We start from the raw sequence: 19,707 nt of genomic DNA, 5'->3' as shown, positions 1-19,707 counted from the left end.
TACGTCCTGACCGTAACTCATCGCGCGTCTCCCGTTGCGTATCCGCCGCCGTCTCTCATGTCGATACTGTCAGGGGCATGGACGGGTCTGCTGGGCTCAGGTGAGGACGCCGGACTCGTCATCTCACCCCAGAACTCGAAACTCCCGCGCGGGCACGCTGGGGCGTGCGCGTCGGCCGGTGCGGGCGATACGGTCGATGCGGCCCTGGCCAAATACTGGGCCGATCAGGAGATCACCGACCTCTGGGAGGCTCGGGAGCGGGTGGTCGTCGCGGTCACCGGTGGCCCGGAATCGGAGACCCTGGTTCGGCGGGCCAGCCGGATCGCGTCGAAGGCTAGCGCGGAATTGCTGGTGGTGCACGTGGTCCGCGGGGACGGGTTGGCCGGGGTGTCCGCGGCCACCATGGCCACGATCCGCCGACTCGCGACCGATCTCGGGGCGAGTGTGCACACCATAGTCGGTGACGACGTGCCCGACGCGCTGCTCGAATTCGCCCGCTCGGTCAACGCCACCCAGCTGGTGCTCGGAACCTCCCGCCACTCGCGGCTGGCCCGGATATTCGAGGAGGGCATCGGCGCCACCGTGGTCCGCGAATCGGGTCCCATCGACGTACACATGGTCACCCACCCGCACGCGAACCGGCGGTGGCGGGTGCCGGTGGGCCGCGGATCGCCGCGAGCTGGCTGGCCGCGGTCGCCCTGCCAGCGGCCGCGTCGGCGCTGATGTCGCTGCCCGGGGATCGGCTCGGCACCTCCGGGGTGAGCGCCCTGTTCTTCGTGGTGGCGCTGCTCGGCGGGGTGGCGCCGGCGGCCCTGTCGGCGATCGTGTCCGGGCTGCTGCTGAACTACTTCTTCATCCCGCCGGTGCACACCTTCACCATCGCCGAACCGGACAACTTGCTCACCCTGGTGGTGTTGCTGCTGGTGGCGGTGGCGGTGGCGGCACTAGTGGACGCCGCTGCCCGGCGGACCCGGCAGGCGCGCCGCGCCTCCCGCGAGGCGGAGCTGCTCAACCTGTTCGCCGGGTCGGTGCTCCATGGCAGCGACCTTGCGGCTCTGCTCGACCGGGTTCGGGAAACCTACGGCCGACGCGGGGTGACCGTCCTGCACCGCGGAGACCCGGTGTGCTCGGTGGGCGCCGCCCCGGTGACCGAGGCGGCGGCGGACACGGTCTGCGAGGCCGCTGATGGGGAATACGCGCTGGTGCTGACCGGCCGGGAGCTGCCTGGGCACGACCGCCGGGTGTTGTCCGCGGTCGCCAATCAGGCGGTGATGTTGCTGCGGCAGCAGCAACTGGCCGACGAGGCTGGCGAGGCCCGGGCGTTGGCCGCGGCGGACCGGCTGCGCCGCTCCCTCCTGTCCGCGGTCAGCCACGACCTGCGCACCCCACTGGCCGCGATCAAGTTCGCCGTCTCCAGCCTGCGAAGCCAGGACGTGGAATTCTCCCGAGGACACCGCCGAACTCCTGGCCACCGCCGACGAGTCTGCCGACCAGCTGACCGATCTGGTCGGCAACCTACTCGACTCCTCCCGCCTGGCGGCCGGGGCTATCCGCCCGGTCCTGAAACCGGTGTATGTCGACGAGATCGTGCATCGGGCGTTGGTCGGGGTCGGGCGCGGTACCCCCGGATACGGGCGTGCCGGCCCCGACCGGATTCACGTCGACGTGGGTGCTGTGTCGGTGCTCGCCGACCCGGGACTGCTCGAACGAGTTATGGCGAACCTGGCCGACAATGCGTTGGGCTACGCCGACGACTGCCCGGTCCGGATCGGGGCGGCCCGGTCCGGGACGCGCGCCACTATTACCGTCGCCGACCGCGGCCCGGGGATCCCCCGCGACGCCGAGGACGCCGTCTTCGCACCGTTTCAACGGCTCGGTGACCGGGACAACATCACCGGGATCGGCCTGGGCCTGTCGGTGGTTCGCGGGTTCGTCGAGGCCATGGGCGGAACGATCACCGCCACCGACACCCCCGGTGGGGGCCTGACCATGGTCGTCGACCTGCCCTCCGGTGAGGAGAACGGCGACGCCCCCACCGAGGGCGCATCCGGGGATCCCCGGTACCCCCTCCATTACAGCTAGGAACACCCTGATAACCCTTGTGCCGCAGTCGGTGACGAACGGGGCGACCGGGATCGCACGGTGCCCCCTCCCGACACGACATCACCAGAGGTACCGGACGGATCACCGGTGGGGGGAGTCGGCGGCCCGGCCGGTCCCGGATGAGCCCGCAGTCGGCACGCGAGCTGGCCCGGGCCGGGCAGGCCGGGTGTTGAGGTACCGGATCATCGGTGCGGCTCCGACGAAGGAACCGACCATCACGACGGTGACCACGAGATCGCCCACCAGAGAGCATCCTTTCCCGCACGAGAAACCAACAGGTACAGATCAGCGTCGGCCTGCGGCGGCAGAACGGGAAGAAGGGGTACGGGTTATTCGCGAAATCGATTGGCGCACAGCTTCCCGAGGTGATGCGGTCATGGCATCGGGATGGGATCGGTGACTGGTCGACTACAGCCTGGCGCGGATAGTCGGCAGGTCGCGTCGCCCACCGGCGCGCGAAGCGAAATATCTTAGCGAAATCCTTACGCCCCGGCAGCCGAGCGCAGTCCCGAACCGCGTCTAGGCTTCGGCGGTGTCCAAAGCCGTACATGCGGCGCGGCGCCTGATTCTGGGGCGTGCGCTGCGCAGTGAGCATCTCGGTGACCAGTTGCTGTCCAAGCGGCTGGCGCTGCCGATCTTCGCCTCCGACCCCCTCTCGTCGGTGGCCTACGCCACCCAGGAAATTCTGCTGGTCCTCTCCCTGGGCGGGCTGGCGTACCTGTACCTCACCCCCTATCTGGCGGCCGGGGTGGTGGTGCTGCTGGCGGTGGTGGTGCTGTCCTACCGGCAGGTGGTCTTCGCCTACCCCAGCGGCGGCGGATCCTACGAGGTCGCGAACCGTAACCTGGGGCCGTCCGCCGGGTTGACGGTCGCCGCTGCCCTGCTCGTCGACTACGTGATGACCGTGGCGGTGTCGGTGGCCGCCGGAGTGGACAACCTCATCTCCGCGCTACCCTCACTCAATCCGCATCGGGTCGAACTGGCGGTCGGCTTCGTGATCCTGTTGACCGCGATGAACCTGCGCGGGGTCCGCGAATCCGGCAAAACCTTCGCCGTCCCGACCTACGGATTCATCGCCGGCGTCCTCGTCCTGATCGTCACCGGCCTGATCCGGGTGCTACTCGGGGACGCACCGGTCGCCGAGAGCGCCGCCTACTCGATCACCCCGGAACACTCCGGGTTCACCGGGCTGGCGCTGGTGTTCTTCGCCCTGCGCGCCTTCTCCTCCGGCTGCACCGCGCTGACCGGGGTCGAGGCCATCTCCAACGGGGTCCCCGCCTTCCGGAAACCCAAGAGCGCCAATGCCGCCAAGACCCTTGTCGCGATGGGGGCTACCGCGATCGTGATGTTCGCCGGCATCACCGCACTGGCCATCATCAGCAAGGTTCGCATCGCGGAACACACCTGTGACCTGATTGGTTTCACCGGAAACTGTGACACCGATCCGCAGCGCACCGTGATCGCGCAGATCGCGGCCGCGGTGTTCGGGGGGACCACCAACGTCGGGTTCTTCTACATCCAGGCCGCCACCGTGCTGATCCTGATCCTGGCCGCGAACACCGCCTACAACGGGTTCCCGCTGCTCGCCTCGATCCTGGCCCGCGACCGCTACCTACCCCGCCAGCTCAACACCCGCGGCGACCGGCTCGCGTTCAGCAACGGCATCATCCTGCTGGCCTTGGCCGCCGGCATCCTGATCGTCGTCTTCGACGCCTCGGTCACCCACCTGATCCAGCTCTACATCCTCGGGGTGTTCACCTCCTTCACCCTCAGCCAGGCCGGGATGGTGCGGCACTGGAACCGGCTGCTGCGCGCCGAACCGGACCGGGCCGAGCGGCACCGCATCCGGGTGCGGCGCACCGTCAACGGTGTCGGCTGCGCCCTCACCGGGTTGGTGCTGATCATCGTGACCGCCACCAAGTTCACTCAGGGCGCCTACCTGGTGGTGATCGCGATGCCGATCCTCTTCGTGATGATGAAGGCCATCCGCCGGCACTACGACCGGGTGGCCGCCGCGCTCGTCCTCGACGAGGACAGCTTCGACCTGCCCTCCCGGGTGCACGCCATCGTCCTGATCTCCCAGCTGCACAAACCGGCCGCCCGCGCCCTCGCCTATGCCCGCGCCACCCGGCCCTCGATCCTCGAGGCCGTCACCGTGCAGAGCGACGACACCCCCCGACTGCAGAAGGAGTGGGACAAGCAGAGTATGCCGGTGCCGCTGAAGGTGCTCGCGTCCCCCTACCGGGAGGTGACCCGGCCGATCATCAACTATGTCAAAACCATCCGCCGGGACAACCCCCGCGAGGTGATCACCATCTACATCCCCGAGTACGTCGTCGGGCACTGGTGGGAACACCTGCTGCACAACCAGAGCGCCCTGCGCCTGAAGGGCCGGTTGCTGTACACCCCCGGGGTGATGGTCACCAGCGTGCCCTGGCTGCTGGACTCCGCCGAACACGTCACCCATCCCGCCGCGAGGCCCGCCCCCGGCGACATCCGCCGCGGTGGTCTCGCGGCCGGCACACCGGGCCCGCTCACTCCGGCACCGTGAGGAGACCACCCCTGGCCGCGCAGCACGGGATCTACCGCAACGCCGACTCGGGCGTTCTGGTCCGGTGGTGCCGGGATCGACTGCAGCGATGGGACATGCCGCACTCGCTCACCCGGCTCGCCACCCCGCTGGGGTTGACGACCGTCCTGAACGCCGGCACGGGCCCCTTGTGGAGTCGTTCAGTGGTGTACGCGGCGACCGGTGACGGCCTTGACGATGAACAACAGGATCACCGCGCCGAGGAGACAGGTCAGGAAGCTGAAGATCAGCCCGCCGCCTTCAACGTCGACTCCGAGCAGTTTGAGGAGGAATCCACCGAGCAGTCCGCCGGCGATGCCGACGACGATGTTGAGGAGGATGCCCATCTGAGCATCGGTCTTCATGATCTTGCTGCCGATCCAGCCGGCTAGTCCGCCGATGATGATCCAGCCGATGATTCCCAGTCCGAGCATCGTGGGGTCCTTTCCTGGGGCACCCGCGAGGTGGTCTTGGGTGCCGTGGCCGTCGAGCGGGGTGTCGACAACTCTCGGTGGAGTGGATACCCCGATGAGGTCCTCGAGAAGCAGCGCTGGTGGTGTGCACGTCTGCGTCGTGATCACTCACGGTGGTGTGGGATCAGGGATTCGGAGCCTGTTCGAGGAGGGCGGGACGGCCGCCGGTTCCGTCGGGAATCGGGTAGTAGGTGTGGTGGGTGTTCGGGTCGAGTACCGCGACGTGTGCGCCGTCGGCGAGGTGACCGGATCCGAGTTCGGTGAGGTGTCCGCCCTGTTGGTCGAGCACTGTGACGGTGCCGCTCTCGGAGGCAACGTAAAGGCGTTGCGCTCCTTGGTCGTAGGCGAGGACATCGGGGTGTTTGCCGACGTCGATGGTGCCGGCGGTCTGCCAGGTCGCCAGGTCGACGGTGAGCAGGGTGGCATTGTCCTCGCAGGCGACGAACGCCAGCCGCGCCTGCGGGTCGAGGGCGAGGCCGTGGCCGCCGCGGCAGCCGGGCAACGGGAGCCGGCGAATGACGGTCAGAGCCTGTGGGTCGATGGCGGCGAGATCGCCCTTCCCTTGCACGGCGACCAGCATCTGGTCGGCGACCGGGTCGTAGGCGACGTTGCCGACGTCGCCGCCGAGGTCGACGGTGCCGCGTACCTGGGCGGTGACTGCGTCGATGACCGTTTCCGAGCCGCCGGATTCGTTGGTGGTCCACACCGCGCCGCGTTTCGGGTCATGGGCGATCCCGTCCGGATAATCACCGGTGGGGGCCTGCCCGAGCACGGCGGCGGTGTCTTCGTCGAGGATGACCAGCCGGTTGTCGCCGGTGGCGGTGACGTAGACCCGGCGCAGTTCGGGAACGACTAGGACACCGTGCGCCTGGGACAGGTTCGGGATCGTCCGCACGACCTGCCGGGTGTGGACGTCGACTTCGATGACCTCGCTGGCGCCGAGGTGGGCAATGAACAACAGTCCCCGATCAGAGTCGAGACTTCCGTAGTCGAAGCGTGAATTGTCGCCGGGGAGGGCAATTTCCGCGACCGGCTGCAGCGGCAGCGACCCATCCTCCGGCGGTGACGATCCGGACGAGCACGCGCCGACCCACATCGCCCCGATCATCAGCGCGGGCACCAGGTGCCGTGCTGCTCGGGCGCCGCGGCCGGTCATGGGCATCGTTCCCATTGTCGTCTCCTCGCCGTTCATCGCCTGCGTTGTCGAGCGCCGAGGCCCGGTCAGTTCCCGGCTGTGATGTTGGTGGTGTCGACGGCGATCCGCAGGGTGGCGGCGAGGGCGGGGGCGTCGCCGACGGCCCAGAAGTGCAGGTAGAACAGGCCCGGTTGTTCGTCGAGGGAGTGGTTGTGGACCTCGACGACGTCGATGCCGCCGGCGCGGAGCGCCTCGATCACGTTCTGCACCTCGGGTGCGGTCATCACGATGTCCCCGTTGACTGCGGCCCGGCCGCCGCCGACCGGTTGGAAGTTCAGTGCGGTGGTGACGCCGAAGGTGGGCGGCAGCAGATGGCCGTTGTCCTCGATGGTGTCGCGGCGGCCGATGGTGAGTTTGTAGATGCCGCCGTCCGCGGTGCCGTGCCGTCCGAGGGCGGTGTCGAGGTCGACCGGCGGCTGCTGGGCCGGGGGCGGGGTCGGCGGGGCGATGGCGGTGACGTCGAGTGCGGCCCGGATCCCGCGGGCGAGGTCGGCCGGATCGCCCATGGCGTGGACGCGGGTCCACCACACCGGCGGGGTCTGTTCGAGCAGGTGATTGTGGATGGCGGTCTGGGCGATGCCGTGTGCCTCCAGCGCGTCGGTGACCTGGGGGAGCTCGTCCTCGGTGACGACCAGGTCGCCCATCACCAATGTGTCGTCGTCGTACCAGGCGAAGGCGACGTAGCCGCCGAGCGACAGACCCGGCTTCACGGTCACCTCGCGGGTAACCACGGTCAGGTCCGTGGGCAGCGCGACCCGGTACACGCCGCCTTGTCGCCGAGCTTGCCGGTGCGGCCGAGGATGGTGGACACCGAGGAGCCGTACGCGTCGGTGGTCTGCCCCGGCGTCTGCTCCGCCGGGGTCGCCGGACCGTCCGCGGAAGTGGTGGTGTCACCGCACGAGATCACCGCGAATGCCAGCGCGGTGACCAGGAGCAGGGATCGAAGGGCCGTGACCTGCGCAATCCGAGACATCGGTGCACCTTCTTCTGCTGTCGTCGGACCTCGCCGGGAGATCCACATCAACGGTATCCAATTGCGGACGTTCGGGTATCCGAGCAGCTCGGTGAGCGCGAATTAGGTGTGTGAGGAGGAGCGTTCGCCGATGCGGCAGTACGCGATGACCGGATGGTCGGCGGTGATGCGGCGCGGGCCATCACGACCAGCTCGCGATCTGGTGAACCTGCCCCGCGAGAGGCGATTACGCCGGGCCCTTTGCCTCGTTTCTCGCGGCAGGCGTGCCGCGCCAGCTCTCGGCTATTTCGGGCTCGGAACATCTCGTCGAGCATTCGGATCTCGATGGGGGTGGGGAACCGGAGGCGTTTTGCGGCGACGTACACCCAGCGCTCCTGCCGGGTGTGGCCCGAGTCGGTCGGGGAGGGCGTCCAGGTGGGCGAGGAGTTCGTTGTCGAGCGCGACGTCGATCCGGGCGGTCAGCGCGTCGGGCCTCGTGTCATGCAGTGCGGGATGGTACGCAGGTCGACGCCAGGTCGTCGCCGCGACACATTCTGTCGGAACAACCCCACCGTCCATCCGGCGTTGGCTTCCAACCGGTGTCCTGTTTGACGGATCGTCAAACAGGACAGGCCGATACGGTGTGACGTGGCGGGGTCGGCCACCGGCATCGTGGGTATTGCGCGCTTCTCATTGACGTTGCCTGGTGCGGCACTGGCCGAGGCTAGTGTCCTGAGTCTTTAATTCTGGCGCAGTAGTGTGCGATGGAGTCGAGGATCTGGTCGGCGGTCTTGACCCAGACGTAAGGTCTGGGGTTGTCGTTCCAGGTCTCGATCCATGCTCGGATGTCTTTGTTGAGCTGTTGGACCGAAGTATGCGTGGAGCGTTGGAGCTTCTTGGTGGTCAGTTCGGCGAACCAGCGTTCGACGAGGTTCATCCACGATGAGCTGGTCGGTGTGAAGTGGATGACGAAGCGCGGGTGCGCGAGAAGCCATCGTTTGACCGCGGGAGTCTTGTGCGTCGATGCATTGTCCATCACGAGGTGGACATCGAGATCGTCGGGAACCTCTGCGTCGATCTTGCGGAGAAATGCGATGAATTCTTGTGCGCGGTGGCGTGAATGGAGTGATCCGATCACCTTCCCCGAGGCGATGTCGAGAGCGGCGTACAGGCTCGAGGTGCCATTGCGGACGTAGTCGTGACTGGCGCGTTGCGGGGTGGTGGGAAGCATCGGGAATATCGGTTGGGTCCGGTCCAGTGCTTGGATCTGAGTTTTTTCGTCGACGCAGAGCACCAGAGCCCGCTCGGGCGGGTTCATGTACAGGCCGACGACGTCACGGACTTTCTCCGTGAACAGTGGATCCTTCGACAGTTTCCATGAGTCCTGTTTGTGCGGGGCCAAACCGAACGCGCGCCACACCCTCGAGACCGTCGATTGCGAGATATCGAGATGCTCGGCCATCGATCGTGTGGACCAGTGTGTGGCATTCTTCGGTGTCGTTTCGAGGGTCGAGGTAATCAGATCCTTGATCTTGTCGTCGTCGATTGTCCGGGGACGGCCGGGGCGTGGTTCGTCGAGCAACCCGTCGCATCGGTCCTCGACGAACCTGTCGCGCCACCGCCGCACCGTTCCTCGGTTCAACCCCAGCCTCTGCGCCACTTCGGTATTCGATCCACCACCGGCAGCAGCGAGAATGATTCGCGACCGTACCGCCAAACCTGCAGCGGTCTTGCGTCGCCGCGACCACCCCTCGAGTTCTGCGCGTTCGGTCTCGGTCAGCACAATGTCCGTCGGTCGCGGACCGCGAGTTGCCATGACCAATCTTAACAACCGATGGCTTATTTATGACTCAGGACACTAGCTGTCCGCGCGCAGTGCCGGCGGGGTCCAGGACGGCCAGGTCGGGTCGTCGATCGGGTTGCCGTTGGTGAAGCTTGCGACTAGGCGGAACGGGTGGGCTGTGGTGGTGTTGTCGTATACGTAGGCTTGGTCGGCGGCGGCGATCGCGGCCCGCAGTAGACTCCACAACCGCCCAAACCGCGCCCGGATCTTCTCCTCGGGCACATGGTGACCTCCGTTCGCTACACGGTCGACCACGCGCGCGACGGCCAACTCCTCCGGGATCAGGACCACGTGCAAGGTCAAGTGGAATCCTGCCTGGTGGGCGTCGCGGAGCAGGTCGAGTTTCGACTCGTGGGAGAACACGGTCTCGGTGACGAACGATCGGCGTTGGGCGATCCGCTGTGCTCGTTGTTCGGCGGCGAGGGAGGCCGCTTCGTAGGCGTGGGTTGCCGCCTCGTGCGGCCAGCGTGCGGCGGCGATGACGTCTGCGTTGACGAAGTCCAGGTGCGTGACGGGACCGAGTATGTGTTCGTAGAACGTGGTCTTGCCGGCACCGTTCGGTCCGGCGATGGCGTGCAGGACGGGATCGGGGCTCAAGCGTCGGCCGGCCCGCCGTCTTGGGCGGGGTGCCGAACGATGTTCCCGTGTTGGTCCAGCTCGACGTAGGAACGGCCGGAGTGGGCGAACTGTTCTGCCAGGTTCAGTCCTTCTCGGCGCTCGGTGATGCGCTCGGTCCATTCGGCGCGGACGACCGCCTGTTCGCGGTCGGTGAGCTCGTCGTAGTCGCGTCGGCCGTCCAGCACGTCGGCGACGTCGCGGTAGGAAACGCTGTGGGAGGCCTCCAGTTCGCGGCCGATCCGCGCCCAGTGCGCGATCTGTTGCGCGGCGCTGCGACTCATCCGTCCACCGACCAGTTTCGCCGATGCGTAGAGCTCGTTGTCGATTCGAGTCGGGGATGTAGCTGCCATGTCGTGCACCTTCCTCTCGACACCACTGTAGCAGTCTGCAACAGCCCAGGTGGGTGTGGTGCTGTGGGTCACTTCCGAAGCGTTTCCGAGCAGGCCTGCTGCGGGCATTTTCCTGCTATCGGCGAGTGGATCGGTCGGCACCGGCAGCGGCGGTCATGGGCGTTCTTGCAACCGTGCGGTGTGCCGCTTCGCCACGTCGAGGTCGGCGTCGGCGATTCCGAGTGTGTCCTGGGCGGCGCGGAGGGCGTCGACGGCGCTCTCCAACGCTTCCGGTGCGGTGGTCGGGTCGCCGAGTTCGTTCACGTCGAGCGTGTGCGCGTCGAGGGCTGCGTAGGTGCGCTCGAGGTCGAGGAGGGTACGGCGTAGGGCGTGCAGCGCATCCCGGACCTTGGTGACCTGCTCGTCGAGGTCGACGGGGGTGCTCACACGATCACGTCCATGTCGGCGGGGATATCCAGCTGCTCGTGCACGGCGGTGGATTGGTCGAGGTCGGTCATGCGATCACTCCGTCTGTTGTGAATCACTTGGGCAGGTCGTGGAGGCGGTCCGCTCGAGAGCACTCGGGTAAGGGCCGAGGTCGTGGTGTGGCACGCTCTGCCTGGCAAAGGCTCAGATTGATGGGGTTGCAATACCCGGCCCGGTGCGCGGCGCCATCGATCGTGCGCCGAAAAGCTCCGCGACCGTAACCGCAACGAGAGGATAGCTACGCTAGCTGGCATCGCGGTTGGCTGCTCGTTCGACGTTTCGTTTGAGTACGGCCAACATCCGTGCCTGCATGATCCAGACCACCGGGGGAAAGAGCCAGTAGAAGACGAAACGCCCGAGCCAGCGTGGGCGGAAGGCTTGGTAACCGGCGATCACCAGACGGGTGCGCCCGCCGGGCAACTCGTTCAACAGGAAGCCCCAGAGTCCTTCGGTGTAGGCCGACGGCCGTGGCCGGTGGGGATCGAGAAGGCGGCCTCGAAGATCGCTCAACCCGCGCAGTCCCAGGAACCGATTCGGTTCCAGCGCTGCGACCTCCCAGGCGTCCACGGGGCCGTGGCGGCGTGTCCAGTACTTCACGTAGTCGCCGAGGGCGAGGTCCTGCCACTCGGGGTGGACTCTGTGGGCACTGGGGCGGCCGGCGTTGTCCAGGTGGTCCCAGGAGTACCATCCCCCACGATCGCCGCCCAGCTGTACCAGCCACGGCCAGACCTGATCTGGCGGGGCGTCGATCGTGACGGCCATCGCCCCGCCTCTGTCACCGTCGGGAACCAGGTCGGCACCGGGATACGGCCCGGCGACTTCCTCCTCCGTCGCGCCCCAGCGCACGAGCCGAGGGCGTACCCAGGCTCCGTAGAGGACAGCTGCTGTCCCGGCGGCACCGACGATCGTGCGTCCGAACGTCATACGACAAGCATTAGAGGCCTTGCACCGCCTCGCAAGGGACCAACGTCACGGGGTTGTGCGGGGCCCCCTTCGGGGGCCCGGTCGCAGTCCGACAGGAAGTGGGGACACGAGCGGCGTAGATCGGTGCTGCTGGGGTGGGCGAGCGGCGGGAATCGCACGTGTCCGGGCATGCGGTACGCAGTGTTCCCTCGGCGCCGGTGGTGTCCGGTCAGGGATCCGCTGACGCGACAGCGGCCGGGGCCGGGGATTCCGACACGTTCGGGACAATCACCCGCCGCCACGACGTTGAGAACCTGCAGGGTGCGGCTGTTCGGGTCAGGGGGCGAGGGCGTAGCCGCTGCCGGTGGCTTTGGCGTGGTACATGGCGGCGTCTGCGCGTCGGATGAGCGTCTGCCGGGTTTCCTGCGGTCCGGCGAGTGCGATGCCGACGCTGGCGGTGAACCGAAGTGGGCGCCCGGCGGAATCGGCCCCGACTTGCAGGTCGGTGATCCGGGTGGCGAGGGCGATGGCCTCCTCGACCGAGGCGGTGCCGGGGCACACGATGAGGAATTCGTCGCCACCGATCCGGGCCACCGTGTCGGCGGGCCGCACCACCGACCGCAGCTGTTCGGCCAACCGGATGAGGGCGTCATCCCCAACCGCGTGGCCGAGCCGGTCGTTGAGGCTCTTGAACTCGTCGACGTCGATCAGCAACGCCGCGACCCGGTGTTCGCTCCCTGCTGCCGCGTCCAGGGCGGCATCGATCTGCTGATGCACCAGGGCACGGTTCGGTAGCCCGGTCAGCTGATCGTGCAGGCTCTGATACCGCAGCGCCTCCTCGGCCTCGATGCGCCGGATCGCCGCCGTCAGCACCGCGGTCACCGAGCGCAGGAACATCACCTCCCGGTCGGAGTAGTCACGGGGGCGGGCACTGTGTGCGGTCAACACACCCCACACCGGCTCGGCACCGATGGGAACGCACACCCCGGACCGCAGCCCCCGGGCGTTCATGGCTTCGGTGGAGAACCGGCGCTCCCCGTACCGGTCGGGGCAGATGATGATCTCCTCGGTGGCGGCCGCGTAGCCGGGTTGGGACTCGGTACCGGGGGTGAAGGTGTCCGGGGCGGGTGGTTGACCGCGGTAGGCGAGTACCCGCAACACCCCGCCCGGCTTTTCGGCCCGGGCCACCGAGGCGCAGTTGACCCCCATCAACGCGACGGCGGCCTCGTCGGTCAGTCCCATCAGGTGCATTCCGGCGGGGTTGAGATGGAGCAGACGACCGGTGTCGTAGTCGGCGATGGCGACCAGGTTCTGGGCATGCTCGATCACCGACAGCAATATGCGGGCTTCCGCCGCATCCGGTTTCATCCCGGTCGTCCTTCCCCTGCGTCGATGACGGGCGCCTCCATTGTGTCGAGCAGTTCGGGTCGAGCCTTCGTAGTGCTTGTGATTCGAGTGAACACCGACGGGTTCGATCAGTCGATGGGCGATGCGCCCAGATCCTGGGTCATCCGGCTGGAGGATCGACTCCCCACGAGGGGTGCGTCCTGCGGAAGGAGCCTCTCCCGGGCGTGCAGTCGTCTCCAGTTTTGATCATCACCAACCACCCCCCTTGACAGGTTGCCTAGCCTTAAGCACCACACCCCCGAGCCGGATCGGCCAGATCGCGAACCTAGGCCAGCCAGTACCGGTTGCGCGTGATCGACGCGGAGCTGATCGCGTCGGTCGGTCACGAGATGCTCGACGTCACCATGCCGTATCTGAGTGCGTACCTGCGCGAGCACGCCGCAGCGCTGGGGCGACCGAGGCATTCCTGGTCTCCCGGTGGTGCATCGACGACGGTTGTCCGCATCGCCGATGCGGCCGGCGCACACGGATTCGAAGACGCCGGGGCATCTTCGCAGACAACGGCAACGGCGGTTTCGTCGGCCAGAACTCGGCGGTGGGCCTGCTGATTCCGCCGGCGACTCCGGTCGTGATTCGGGGCAGCGACGAGCCGAACCCGAGCGTTCTCCACCGCTGGGAGCCCCGCCGTCAGCCGATACCCCTCGGGCCGCGGCGGTGTGTCCGTCTCGTCGAGGACGGGATGTCAGCGAGACTTTCGGCAACGATCCACCGTCAGCAAAGGAGGGTATGGTGGCCAGCCTCATTTTCAACGGTGTCACCTATGACATCAGCCAGACCAGATTCGAGGCTACCCGCGAGCTGCTCGCCCGGTTCGCCGAGGGACACACCAGGGGAGTGGCCATGTCCCTCACCCATGGCGGCGCTCGACACCACCTGTACATCACGCCCGGGGTGCCCATCACGCTGGTGGAGTGACGAGTTCGGCTGGATACCCCGGCGGGATCGCCGTCTTCGCGCCGCGGCGGCGCTGCGAGATCATGGATCGGCGCGACGGCCACCCATCGGAACCGTCCGCAACACACTCGGCACCGCACACTGCGGCAACTGTGCGAGCAAATTTGCATGCGAAGATACGCGCAAGAAGGCACGTAGTGGGTAGGGTGATCTCCGCGGAAGTACACCGGCAGTACGCGGAACACGAGTGGGTGGGTATGGCGAACGTGCGAAAGTCCGAAGGCGGCACCCGCCGCCCGAGCGGGGGCGGACGCAGAGGCGCCGCGGGGCCGGGGGAACGCGGTCCAGGTGCGGAAGGCTTCCCCGACGCGGGCACGCCGAGCCCGGAGTTGACGGCCAAGCTGGAACCGCGGAAGGGACCGACCAAGGTTCCGCTCAATACCCGGGTACTGGCCTCGACGGAGGCCCGGCTGAACTGGCTGGTGAACAATCGCCAATCCACCGTGACCAACGTCGTGGACGTGGCCCTGCAGGAGTTCTTCGACCGCTACCGCGTCCCTCCGGCAGATCTCGACGGCCGGATCGCCGAGCAGGACGCATGAGCGGGCCGTGGGAGCAGATTCCTCTGTTCGGACTGCCCGAGGCGACCCCGCCGACCTCTCCCGATTCCGCCGTTGCGGTGCAACACTCACCCGTTGCGGACGCAACAGAAGCCGACGATGCACCCCAGGAACTCGACGATGAAACAGCATCGGACTATGGCGCAACGGAGACCAGCGTTGCCGACGATGCCGCCGAGTCGGTCGCAACGCCGACGCCGGTGTGGGAGACGTTGCCGGTGGGGGAGGACGCCGACGGGCATGCCCTGATCGTGACCGCCGCGGGAACGTACACGCCGTCCGGTCGTGAGTTGACCGGTCCGGTCGATTCGGTGGAGAAGCTCGACAAACTGGTTCGCTGGGCTGCCTTGACGCCGTTGGGTGCCCCACCTCAGGTGTGGATCGTGGGGCAGGGCGCGTGTGAGGCGTTGGGGTGGGTGATCGACCCGGGCAGTGAAGACGACTTCGACGACATGGAGGCGCTGCGCACCCGCGCCGCCGCCGACCTGACCGGGGTCCTGCAGGCGACGTTGACGCCGATGCTGAGCGCGGGGTGGGAGCTGCGCGGCGATCCGGGGCATGTGGTGCACCTGTCCCGCAGCATCGGCAAGTTCACCTCCATGGTCGATGTGGTGATCGAGCCGTACGTGTGGACGTACTGGAACAAGGACTTCGGCTGGAACAACCGGGTCGGCGAGATGGGCATCCTCGGCTCACCCACCGCGGGAACGTATCTCCCCGACGACGACCTGCGGGCCGCGCGTGAGTTGGGTCGACGGTTGGCGTGGTCCGCGAAACACCTCGGGGTGCTCCCGGGGCCGACGCCGGCGCGCACCGGCGCTGCGATCGTCGACAAGATCAAGCGCGAACGCACCCGATCCGGCAAGGGCATTGTGGTGGCGACCGCCGGCCCGGTGCCACCGCTGGACGGCGCCCCGCGCGGAGACCTCGAACCCGCGGTCGGCTGGACCCGGGTCCCCGACGAACAGGACCTCGAGGGGACGAGCCGGTTGGTGTCCATCGACCAACGCGCCGCCTACCTGGCCTCGGCCGGGATGCTCGAATTCGGGTACGGGCAACCCCAACATCTGACCGGTCAGGCGGCGGCCGTGGCGGCGGTGGGGGACAAGGGTGCCCCGTTCGGGCTGTGGCGGATCACCCTCCCACCCGGGCAGACACTGTCGCTGCCCGAGAAACTCCCGTTGCCGCACCCCCACATGCTCGCGGACCAACCGGTCCAGACGTGGGTGAGCACGGTCAGCCTCGACGGGCTGTGCTCACCGGTGGCGGACGGCGGGATCGGCGCCGAACTCGACGACCTGGACATCACCGAGGCCTGGGTGTACCCACAGCAGGGGCGGGTGTTGGACAAGTGGGCGAAGATCCTGCGCGAGGCCCGGAAGGCCTCGGTGGACACCGACGACGAAGCGACGAAACGGTTCATCGGCTCCTGCTACAAGGGCTATATCGGGCGAATGGTCAACCCGGACATGTGGACCGCGACCCGGATGCAACATCACCACCAACCGCTCTGGCGCGCGTCGATCATCGCGCACTGCCGGTGGCGCGGCCGCCGGGTGGCGATGCGGATCGCCCGCGAACACGGCCGCTGGCCGGTCCGCACCGTCACCGACTCCTGGATGTACCTCCTCGCTGACAGCGAGGACATCGCCGACGCGAGCGAGGCGCTGGGCAAGATGTCGGTGGAGAAGGACGTGGTCCTCACCAACACACTCCGGTCCGCCTTCACCTCGGCGCAGGACGTGCACGACGTGAACCTCGCGATCAAGGCGGCGTTCGCCGAGGAAGAAGACGACTGATGGCCCTGCATCTCCCGAAGCCGCGCACCAAGAAGCCCGCGCAGGAGGCGGTCGGTCTCGACGGCCTCAAGGTCTCCGTCGCCAACGCCGCGACCAGCGGTGTCGAGAAGTCGAAGCAGGTCAAGTCCGGGGGTCTGGCGGGGCTGACCAGCAAGGTCTCGGTCAAACAACTGCGCAAGGAACTCGGCAACGAGGGGTTGCGGCAGGCCGCGATCGATGCCGGCCGCACACCCCCCTCCGCACGCACACTGCGCCGGTGGGCGCAGCAGGGCCGCATCCCGCACCCGGATGTTCTCGAGCGTGCCCAGCGGCGTGCAGCGATCGAACGCCTCGGCGGCATCGAGGCGGTGGCAGCCAAGATCGGGCGATCCCGCTCCGCAGTCTCCCGGTACCGGTCCGGGGAAACGAACGAGTTACGGGCGGACGCCAGCAAGAAACTCAAAAACGTGAAGGCCCAGGACATCATGAAACGCGCCGGAGTGTTACGGCCCGACGGAACCCCGAAGAAGGCCGTCATCCGGGTCAAAGGTGGTGTCATGGTCCGCAACGGCGCCGACGAGGGCTACGACTACCGGGTCCGGACACTCGATTTCGCGAACTCGGATACCCCGTTCACAAGTGAAGAGTCCCGCGAACTGGCCGCCGCGTTGGCGAATGACGATCACGCCCGGGTCGTGGCGTTGCTCGAGCGGCACGCCACCCTCGATTACCCGGAGAACAAGGGCTTCGACAAGTACAGCGACCAGTTCGGATTCCACTTCGACCACATCGATTCGGTCCACATCGACTGGATCTAAAACGCTGGGAACAACGCCCCGGCAGCCCGCCGCGGGTCGGGTCGGGTGGCCCTTGTTGCATCGCATGTGAAAACCCCCGATTCTGGCCCGTTCTCGCCGGTCAGCGCCCAAAAGAGGAGCGGGGGCACCCCGACACCCCGTTGAGGGGAAACACCGAAATGGGTGAAGGTAGGCATCAGTGTCCCTTCCGGTAATCGAGGTGCCAATGCCCGCCAGACGTTCGAGAACCCGTCGCACGGTCGCACTGACCGCCACTGCGACCGTCGTCGTCGGCGTCGCTCTTACCGCACCCGCGATCGCCAACGCCCCGGTGGGCTGCGCGGCGACGTTTAACCTGCTCATCCCCGGCACGTGGGAGACCAACGAGAACGCCGACCCGAACCAGCCCGTAGGCATGCTCGCCCCGGTCGCGGCGGCAATCGAGGCACAGAACGGTGCCCGCGCGCAGATTTACACGCTGCCGTACATGGCGTCCGCGTTCGATAATGGCCACACCTACGCCGACAGCAAGACCGACGCCCTCACCAAGGCGACAGCGGTCCTTACCGACGTCTCGCGCAAGTGCACGAACACGAAGTTCACGATCACCGGATACTCCCAGGGTGCAGACGCTGCAGGCGATCTCGCGTCGGCGATCGGTAACGATCAAGGGCCGGTCGAGGCGGACCAGGTCCTCGGTGTGGCGCTGATCGCCGACCCGAGTGCCGGCACGAAGGGCGCCGCACCGGTGGGGCCGAAGACCTCCGGGGAGGGGATCGCCGGTCCCCGGTCGCAGGGCATGGGCACACTGTCGGGGCGGGTCGCCTCGATCTGCGATCCGAAAGACCTGTACTGCTCGATCCGCAAGGGCGCCAACCCGTTCCTCGGATCGCTCGGGTCGATCCTGTCGAAGACCCCCGGCACCACCGGTGCCGATCAGGGTGGGGGTGGTAATGCGGCGGTCGCCGCCGCGCTGACTTCGGATTTCACCGACGCCGACCTGCCCGGTCTCGGATCGAATGTCGACGCGCTCGGAAAACAACTCTCCGGCACCGGCGGCTCGGTTGATGTGCACCAGGTCGTCGACATTGCGACCTCGCTGAGTAAGGCGCTCAGCCCACTGGCCGACCTGTTGCAGTCCGGCGCCGGGAACGCCGCCGTCACCAGCACCTTGGCCGGAGCCCCGGTGGGTTGTAATGGTCCTGGTGTAGCCATCTCATTGCGGTGGGATTGGAAGTGAGCTGCAGGATTACTCGCCGGACGACGAGGCCTGTGGCTCGCGTCGCGTCGGCTCGGATCGCCCGGGTGGGCCCCGTCTTCGGCTGGCCCACGGTCGCGGTTGCATCGACAGATCCGGCACCGACATAATTCGGGTGCCCGACGCAGTAGCCGAGGGAAGTGTTCGTGTAGGAGGTCTCCGGGGCGTAAGCACCCCTGTAGGCAGCCCCACCCCGCGGTTTCCAGCCTTGCGTGCCCAAATACGACGAATGCCCGTCGGCGCTGAGGGTTCTCGTGGTGCAGACCCGGTTCCGGCGCAATCCGGGGCGCCATCGCCCGCGCACACGCTGCCGCCGCGGCGCGGCGGTGGCTGACCGCCGTCCCACCCGGGGATCGAAGTGCCCGTTCAGGAGGCGAGCAGCGGACCGTACTTCTGGCGGGCTGCTTCCCCGGACGTGCCGACCTCGGCGCCGATCGTAGACCAGGGCAGGCCGTGCTTTCGGGCCGCGACGATGTGGTCGACGAGCTGACGCTCGGCTTCGGCGCGGGCGACTACGGCGGCGCGAAGCTCGGCGAGCGCGGCCGGGTCCCGGCGGTCCCCCTCTCGGGTTTCGTAGTCCTCGAACCGCTTCGCGAGTTCGTCGGCGTGCGCGAGGATGTCCTTCGTTGTGCGTGGCATAGTCATCACCTCAGGTAGCTTGGTCGGGCCTTCATGGCGTGGACGATCACGTGGGCGTGACGTAACCGATCCCCAGCAACGTCGCGTCGAGCGCTGGTCCGACGAGCATTATGAACCCCTCGCCGAGATCGAACGCGGTGATCGCATTGTTGAATGCATGCACCATGTCTGCGGAGTCGATCCCGTGCTTGTAGGCGCTCTCGGCGATGACCGGCTCCGACTGCATTATTCCAAGTTACTTTGCCGCTCGACGGACTGCAAGCTAACTTGCCGTCTTGATGCTGACTGCACCCGGCGCCTCGCCCTGCCTCGGTACCCAGATCCACGAGTCCTTCGCCGGATAGCCGACAGGCCTTCAGCCGGTCGTGGGGATCCGGAGCGGGGCTGCCTCAGGTTCGTCGTGGTGTGCCGGTCAGTCACCAGAGGGTGAGGGGCAATCCCGCCGCTTTGGCGCTTCTGATCCGCTGTTCGATGCCGTCCGCATTGTCGCCGCTGGCAAGGCCTGTCCGGATCGCGGTGGCGATGGCATGGGTGCGCCCGGCCTGGCCGCGGACGTCGGCGAGGGGACTGGCGAGGTTACGCCGCCGCAGGTGGTATTCACTGCGGTTGACGGCGTTGGTGCCCAGGCGCATGTGATGTAGGTTGACGCAGCCGGCGAAGTCGCACTGATGACACAGCACGGCGTCGTCGGCGCCGGACCACCCCAGCCGGGGGATGACGCCGTAATCGAGTTGGTAGGCGAACAGGTGCGCGGGAACGGTGCCGCGGCGGGACGGGCCGGGCAGGCTGGCGGCCCGGAAGACTGGTGGGGTGCGATATTCGAAAGGTGTCGGATTCCATCCC

General features: G+C 67.4%; 17 protein-coding genes and 4 pseudogenes. 8 read left to right on the top strand and 13 right to left on the bottom strand.

Translation table 11 applies throughout. The features are described 5' to 3' along the window. Nucleotides 1-186 precede the first annotated feature (186 nt). Nucleotides 187-2,082: pseudogene (locus PSR88_RS37765) on the top strand (DUF4118 domain-containing protein); the annotation flags it as partial. Nucleotides 2,083-2,184: 102 nt separating this feature from the next. On the opposite strand, the gene PSR88_RS37760 reads toward PSR88_RS37765, so the two are convergent. After that, nucleotides 2,185-2,346, bottom strand: a complete 162-nt coding sequence (locus tag PSR88_RS37760) for a hypothetical protein (protein ID WP_016880480.1) — start codon at nt 2,344-2,346, stop codon at nt 2,185-2,187. A 289-nt stretch (nt 2,347-2,635) separates the two neighbouring features. Here PSR88_RS37760 and PSR88_RS37755 point away from each other — a divergent pair, with 289 nt between their 5' ends. Next, nucleotides 2,636-4,654: an APC family permease gene (locus PSR88_RS37755; protein WP_016880479.1), complete on the top strand. Its 2,019-nt coding sequence runs from the start codon at nt 2,636-2,638 to the stop codon at nt 4,652-4,654. 179 nt (nt 4,655-4,833) lie between these two features. On the opposite strand, the gene PSR88_RS37750 is transcribed toward PSR88_RS37755, so the two are convergent. The 9 genes and pseudogenes from PSR88_RS37750 to PSR88_RS37710 all read right to left on the bottom strand — a co-directional run bounded on the left by PSR88_RS37750 (nt 4,834) and on the right by PSR88_RS37710 (nt 12,839). Next, nucleotides 4,834-5,106 carry a GlsB/YeaQ/YmgE family stress response membrane protein gene (locus tag PSR88_RS37750; RefSeq protein ID WP_029537907.1) on the bottom strand — a complete coding sequence of 91 codons (273 nt, stop codon included), beginning with the start codon at nt 5,104-5,106 and terminating at the stop codon, nt 4,834-4,836. Nucleotides 5,107-5,269: 163 nt separating this feature from the next. Continuing rightward, nucleotides 5,270-6,316: a YncE family protein gene (locus tag PSR88_RS37745; RefSeq protein WP_029537904.1), complete on the bottom strand. Its 1,047-nt coding sequence runs from the start codon at nt 6,314-6,316 to the stop codon at nt 5,270-5,272. 50 nt (nt 6,317-6,366) lie between these two features. Beyond that, a pseudogene (locus PSR88_RS37740) lies at nt 6,367-7,313 on the bottom strand (DUF1259 domain-containing protein). A 703-nt stretch (nt 7,314-8,016) separates the two neighbouring features. Continuing rightward, the gene (locus PSR88_RS37735; protein WP_342338315.1) at nt 8,017-9,108 is read right to left on the bottom strand and encodes an IS630 family transposase; all 1,092 of its coding nucleotides are present in this window, start codon (nt 9,106-9,108) and stop codon (nt 8,017-8,019) included. Between the two features lie 42 nt (nt 9,109-9,150). Further along, nucleotides 9,151-9,732, bottom strand: a complete 582-nt coding sequence (locus PSR88_RS37730; RefSeq protein WP_342338970.1) for an AAA family ATPase — start codon at nt 9,730-9,732, stop codon at nt 9,151-9,153. Further along, a complete protein-coding gene (locus tag PSR88_RS37725; RefSeq protein ID WP_016880473.1) occupies nt 9,729-10,103 on the bottom strand; it encodes a TA system antitoxin ParD family protein in 375 nt (124 codons plus the stop codon). Before PSR88_RS37725 ends, PSR88_RS37730 begins: the two co-directional genes overlap by 4 nt. 153 nt (nt 10,104-10,256) lie before the next feature. Then, nucleotides 10,257-10,529, bottom strand: a complete 273-nt coding sequence (locus tag PSR88_RS37720) for a hypothetical protein (protein ID WP_011599464.1) — start codon at nt 10,527-10,529, stop codon at nt 10,257-10,259. A 282-nt stretch (nt 10,530-10,811) separates the two neighbouring features. After that, complete coding sequence (locus PSR88_RS37715; RefSeq protein WP_016880471.1) at nt 10,812-11,492, bottom strand: hypothetical protein; 681 nt, start codon at nt 11,490-11,492, stop codon at nt 10,812-10,814. Nucleotides 11,493-11,807: 315 nt separating this feature from the next. Further along, on the bottom strand, nt 11,808-12,839 hold the full coding sequence (locus PSR88_RS37710) for a sensor domain-containing diguanylate cyclase (RefSeq protein WP_016880470.1): 1,032 nt from the start codon (nt 12,837-12,839) through the stop codon (nt 11,808-11,810). A gap of 329 nt (nt 12,840-13,168) precedes the next feature. Here PSR88_RS37710 and PSR88_RS37705 point away from each other — a divergent pair, with 329 nt between their 5' ends. The 6 genes and pseudogenes from PSR88_RS37705 to PSR88_RS37680 all read left to right on the top strand — a co-directional run. Further along, nucleotides 13,169-13,426, top strand: a complete 258-nt coding sequence (locus PSR88_RS37705; protein WP_007299273.1) for a hypothetical protein — start codon at nt 13,169-13,171, stop codon at nt 13,424-13,426. A 178-nt stretch (nt 13,427-13,604) separates the two neighbouring features. Next, a complete protein-coding gene (locus PSR88_RS37700; RefSeq protein ID WP_016880469.1) occupies nt 13,605-13,793 on the top strand; it encodes a hypothetical protein in 189 nt (62 codons plus the stop codon). Nucleotides 13,794-13,978: 185 nt separating this feature from the next. Then, nucleotides 13,979-14,374 (top strand): hypothetical protein, encoded by a 396-nt coding sequence (locus tag PSR88_RS37695; protein ID WP_016880468.1) that lies wholly within the window; start codon nt 13,979-13,981, stop codon nt 14,372-14,374. Beyond that, on the top strand, nt 14,371-16,191 hold the full coding sequence (locus PSR88_RS37690; protein WP_016880467.1) for a hypothetical protein: 1,821 nt from the start codon (nt 14,371-14,373) through the stop codon (nt 16,189-16,191). The genes PSR88_RS37695 and PSR88_RS37690 overlap by 4 nt, the downstream gene beginning before the upstream one ends. Next, nucleotides 16,191-16,988, top strand: a complete 798-nt coding sequence (locus PSR88_RS37685; protein ID WP_016880466.1) for a hypothetical protein — start codon at nt 16,191-16,193, stop codon at nt 16,986-16,988. The genes PSR88_RS37690 and PSR88_RS37685 overlap by 1 nt, the downstream gene beginning before the upstream one ends. Before the next feature lie 205 nt (nt 16,989-17,193). Next, nucleotides 17,194-18,159 (top strand): annotated as a pseudogene (locus PSR88_RS37680) (cutinase family protein); the annotation flags it as partial. 432 nt (nt 18,160-18,591) lie between these two features. Here PSR88_RS37680 and PSR88_RS37675 read toward each other — a convergent pair. From PSR88_RS37675 to PSR88_RS37665, 3 genes and pseudogenes are all read right to left on the bottom strand, one after another. Next, nucleotides 18,592-18,864, bottom strand: coding sequence for a hypothetical protein (locus PSR88_RS37675; protein ID WP_016880463.1), 273 nt, complete (start codon nt 18,862-18,864; stop codon nt 18,592-18,594). A gap of 46 nt (nt 18,865-18,910) precedes the next feature. Further along, a complete protein-coding gene (locus PSR88_RS37670; protein WP_016880461.1) occupies nt 18,911-19,090 on the bottom strand; it encodes a hypothetical protein in 180 nt (59 codons plus the stop codon). A 190-nt stretch (nt 19,091-19,280) separates the two neighbouring features. After that, nucleotides 19,281-19,664: pseudogene (locus PSR88_RS37665) on the bottom strand (hypothetical protein); the annotation flags it as partial. Nucleotides 19,665-19,707: the final 43 nt, after the last annotated feature.

It is taken from the genome of Rhodococcus sp. DK176 (assembly GCF_038447315.2).
Lineage (GTDB): Bacteria > Actinomycetota > Actinomycetes > Mycobacteriales > Mycobacteriaceae > Rhodococcus_F > Rhodococcus_F jostii_A.
The sequence above is the reverse complement of the archived record's forward strand: the minus strand, read 5'-3'. Positions and strand labels throughout refer to the sequence as shown.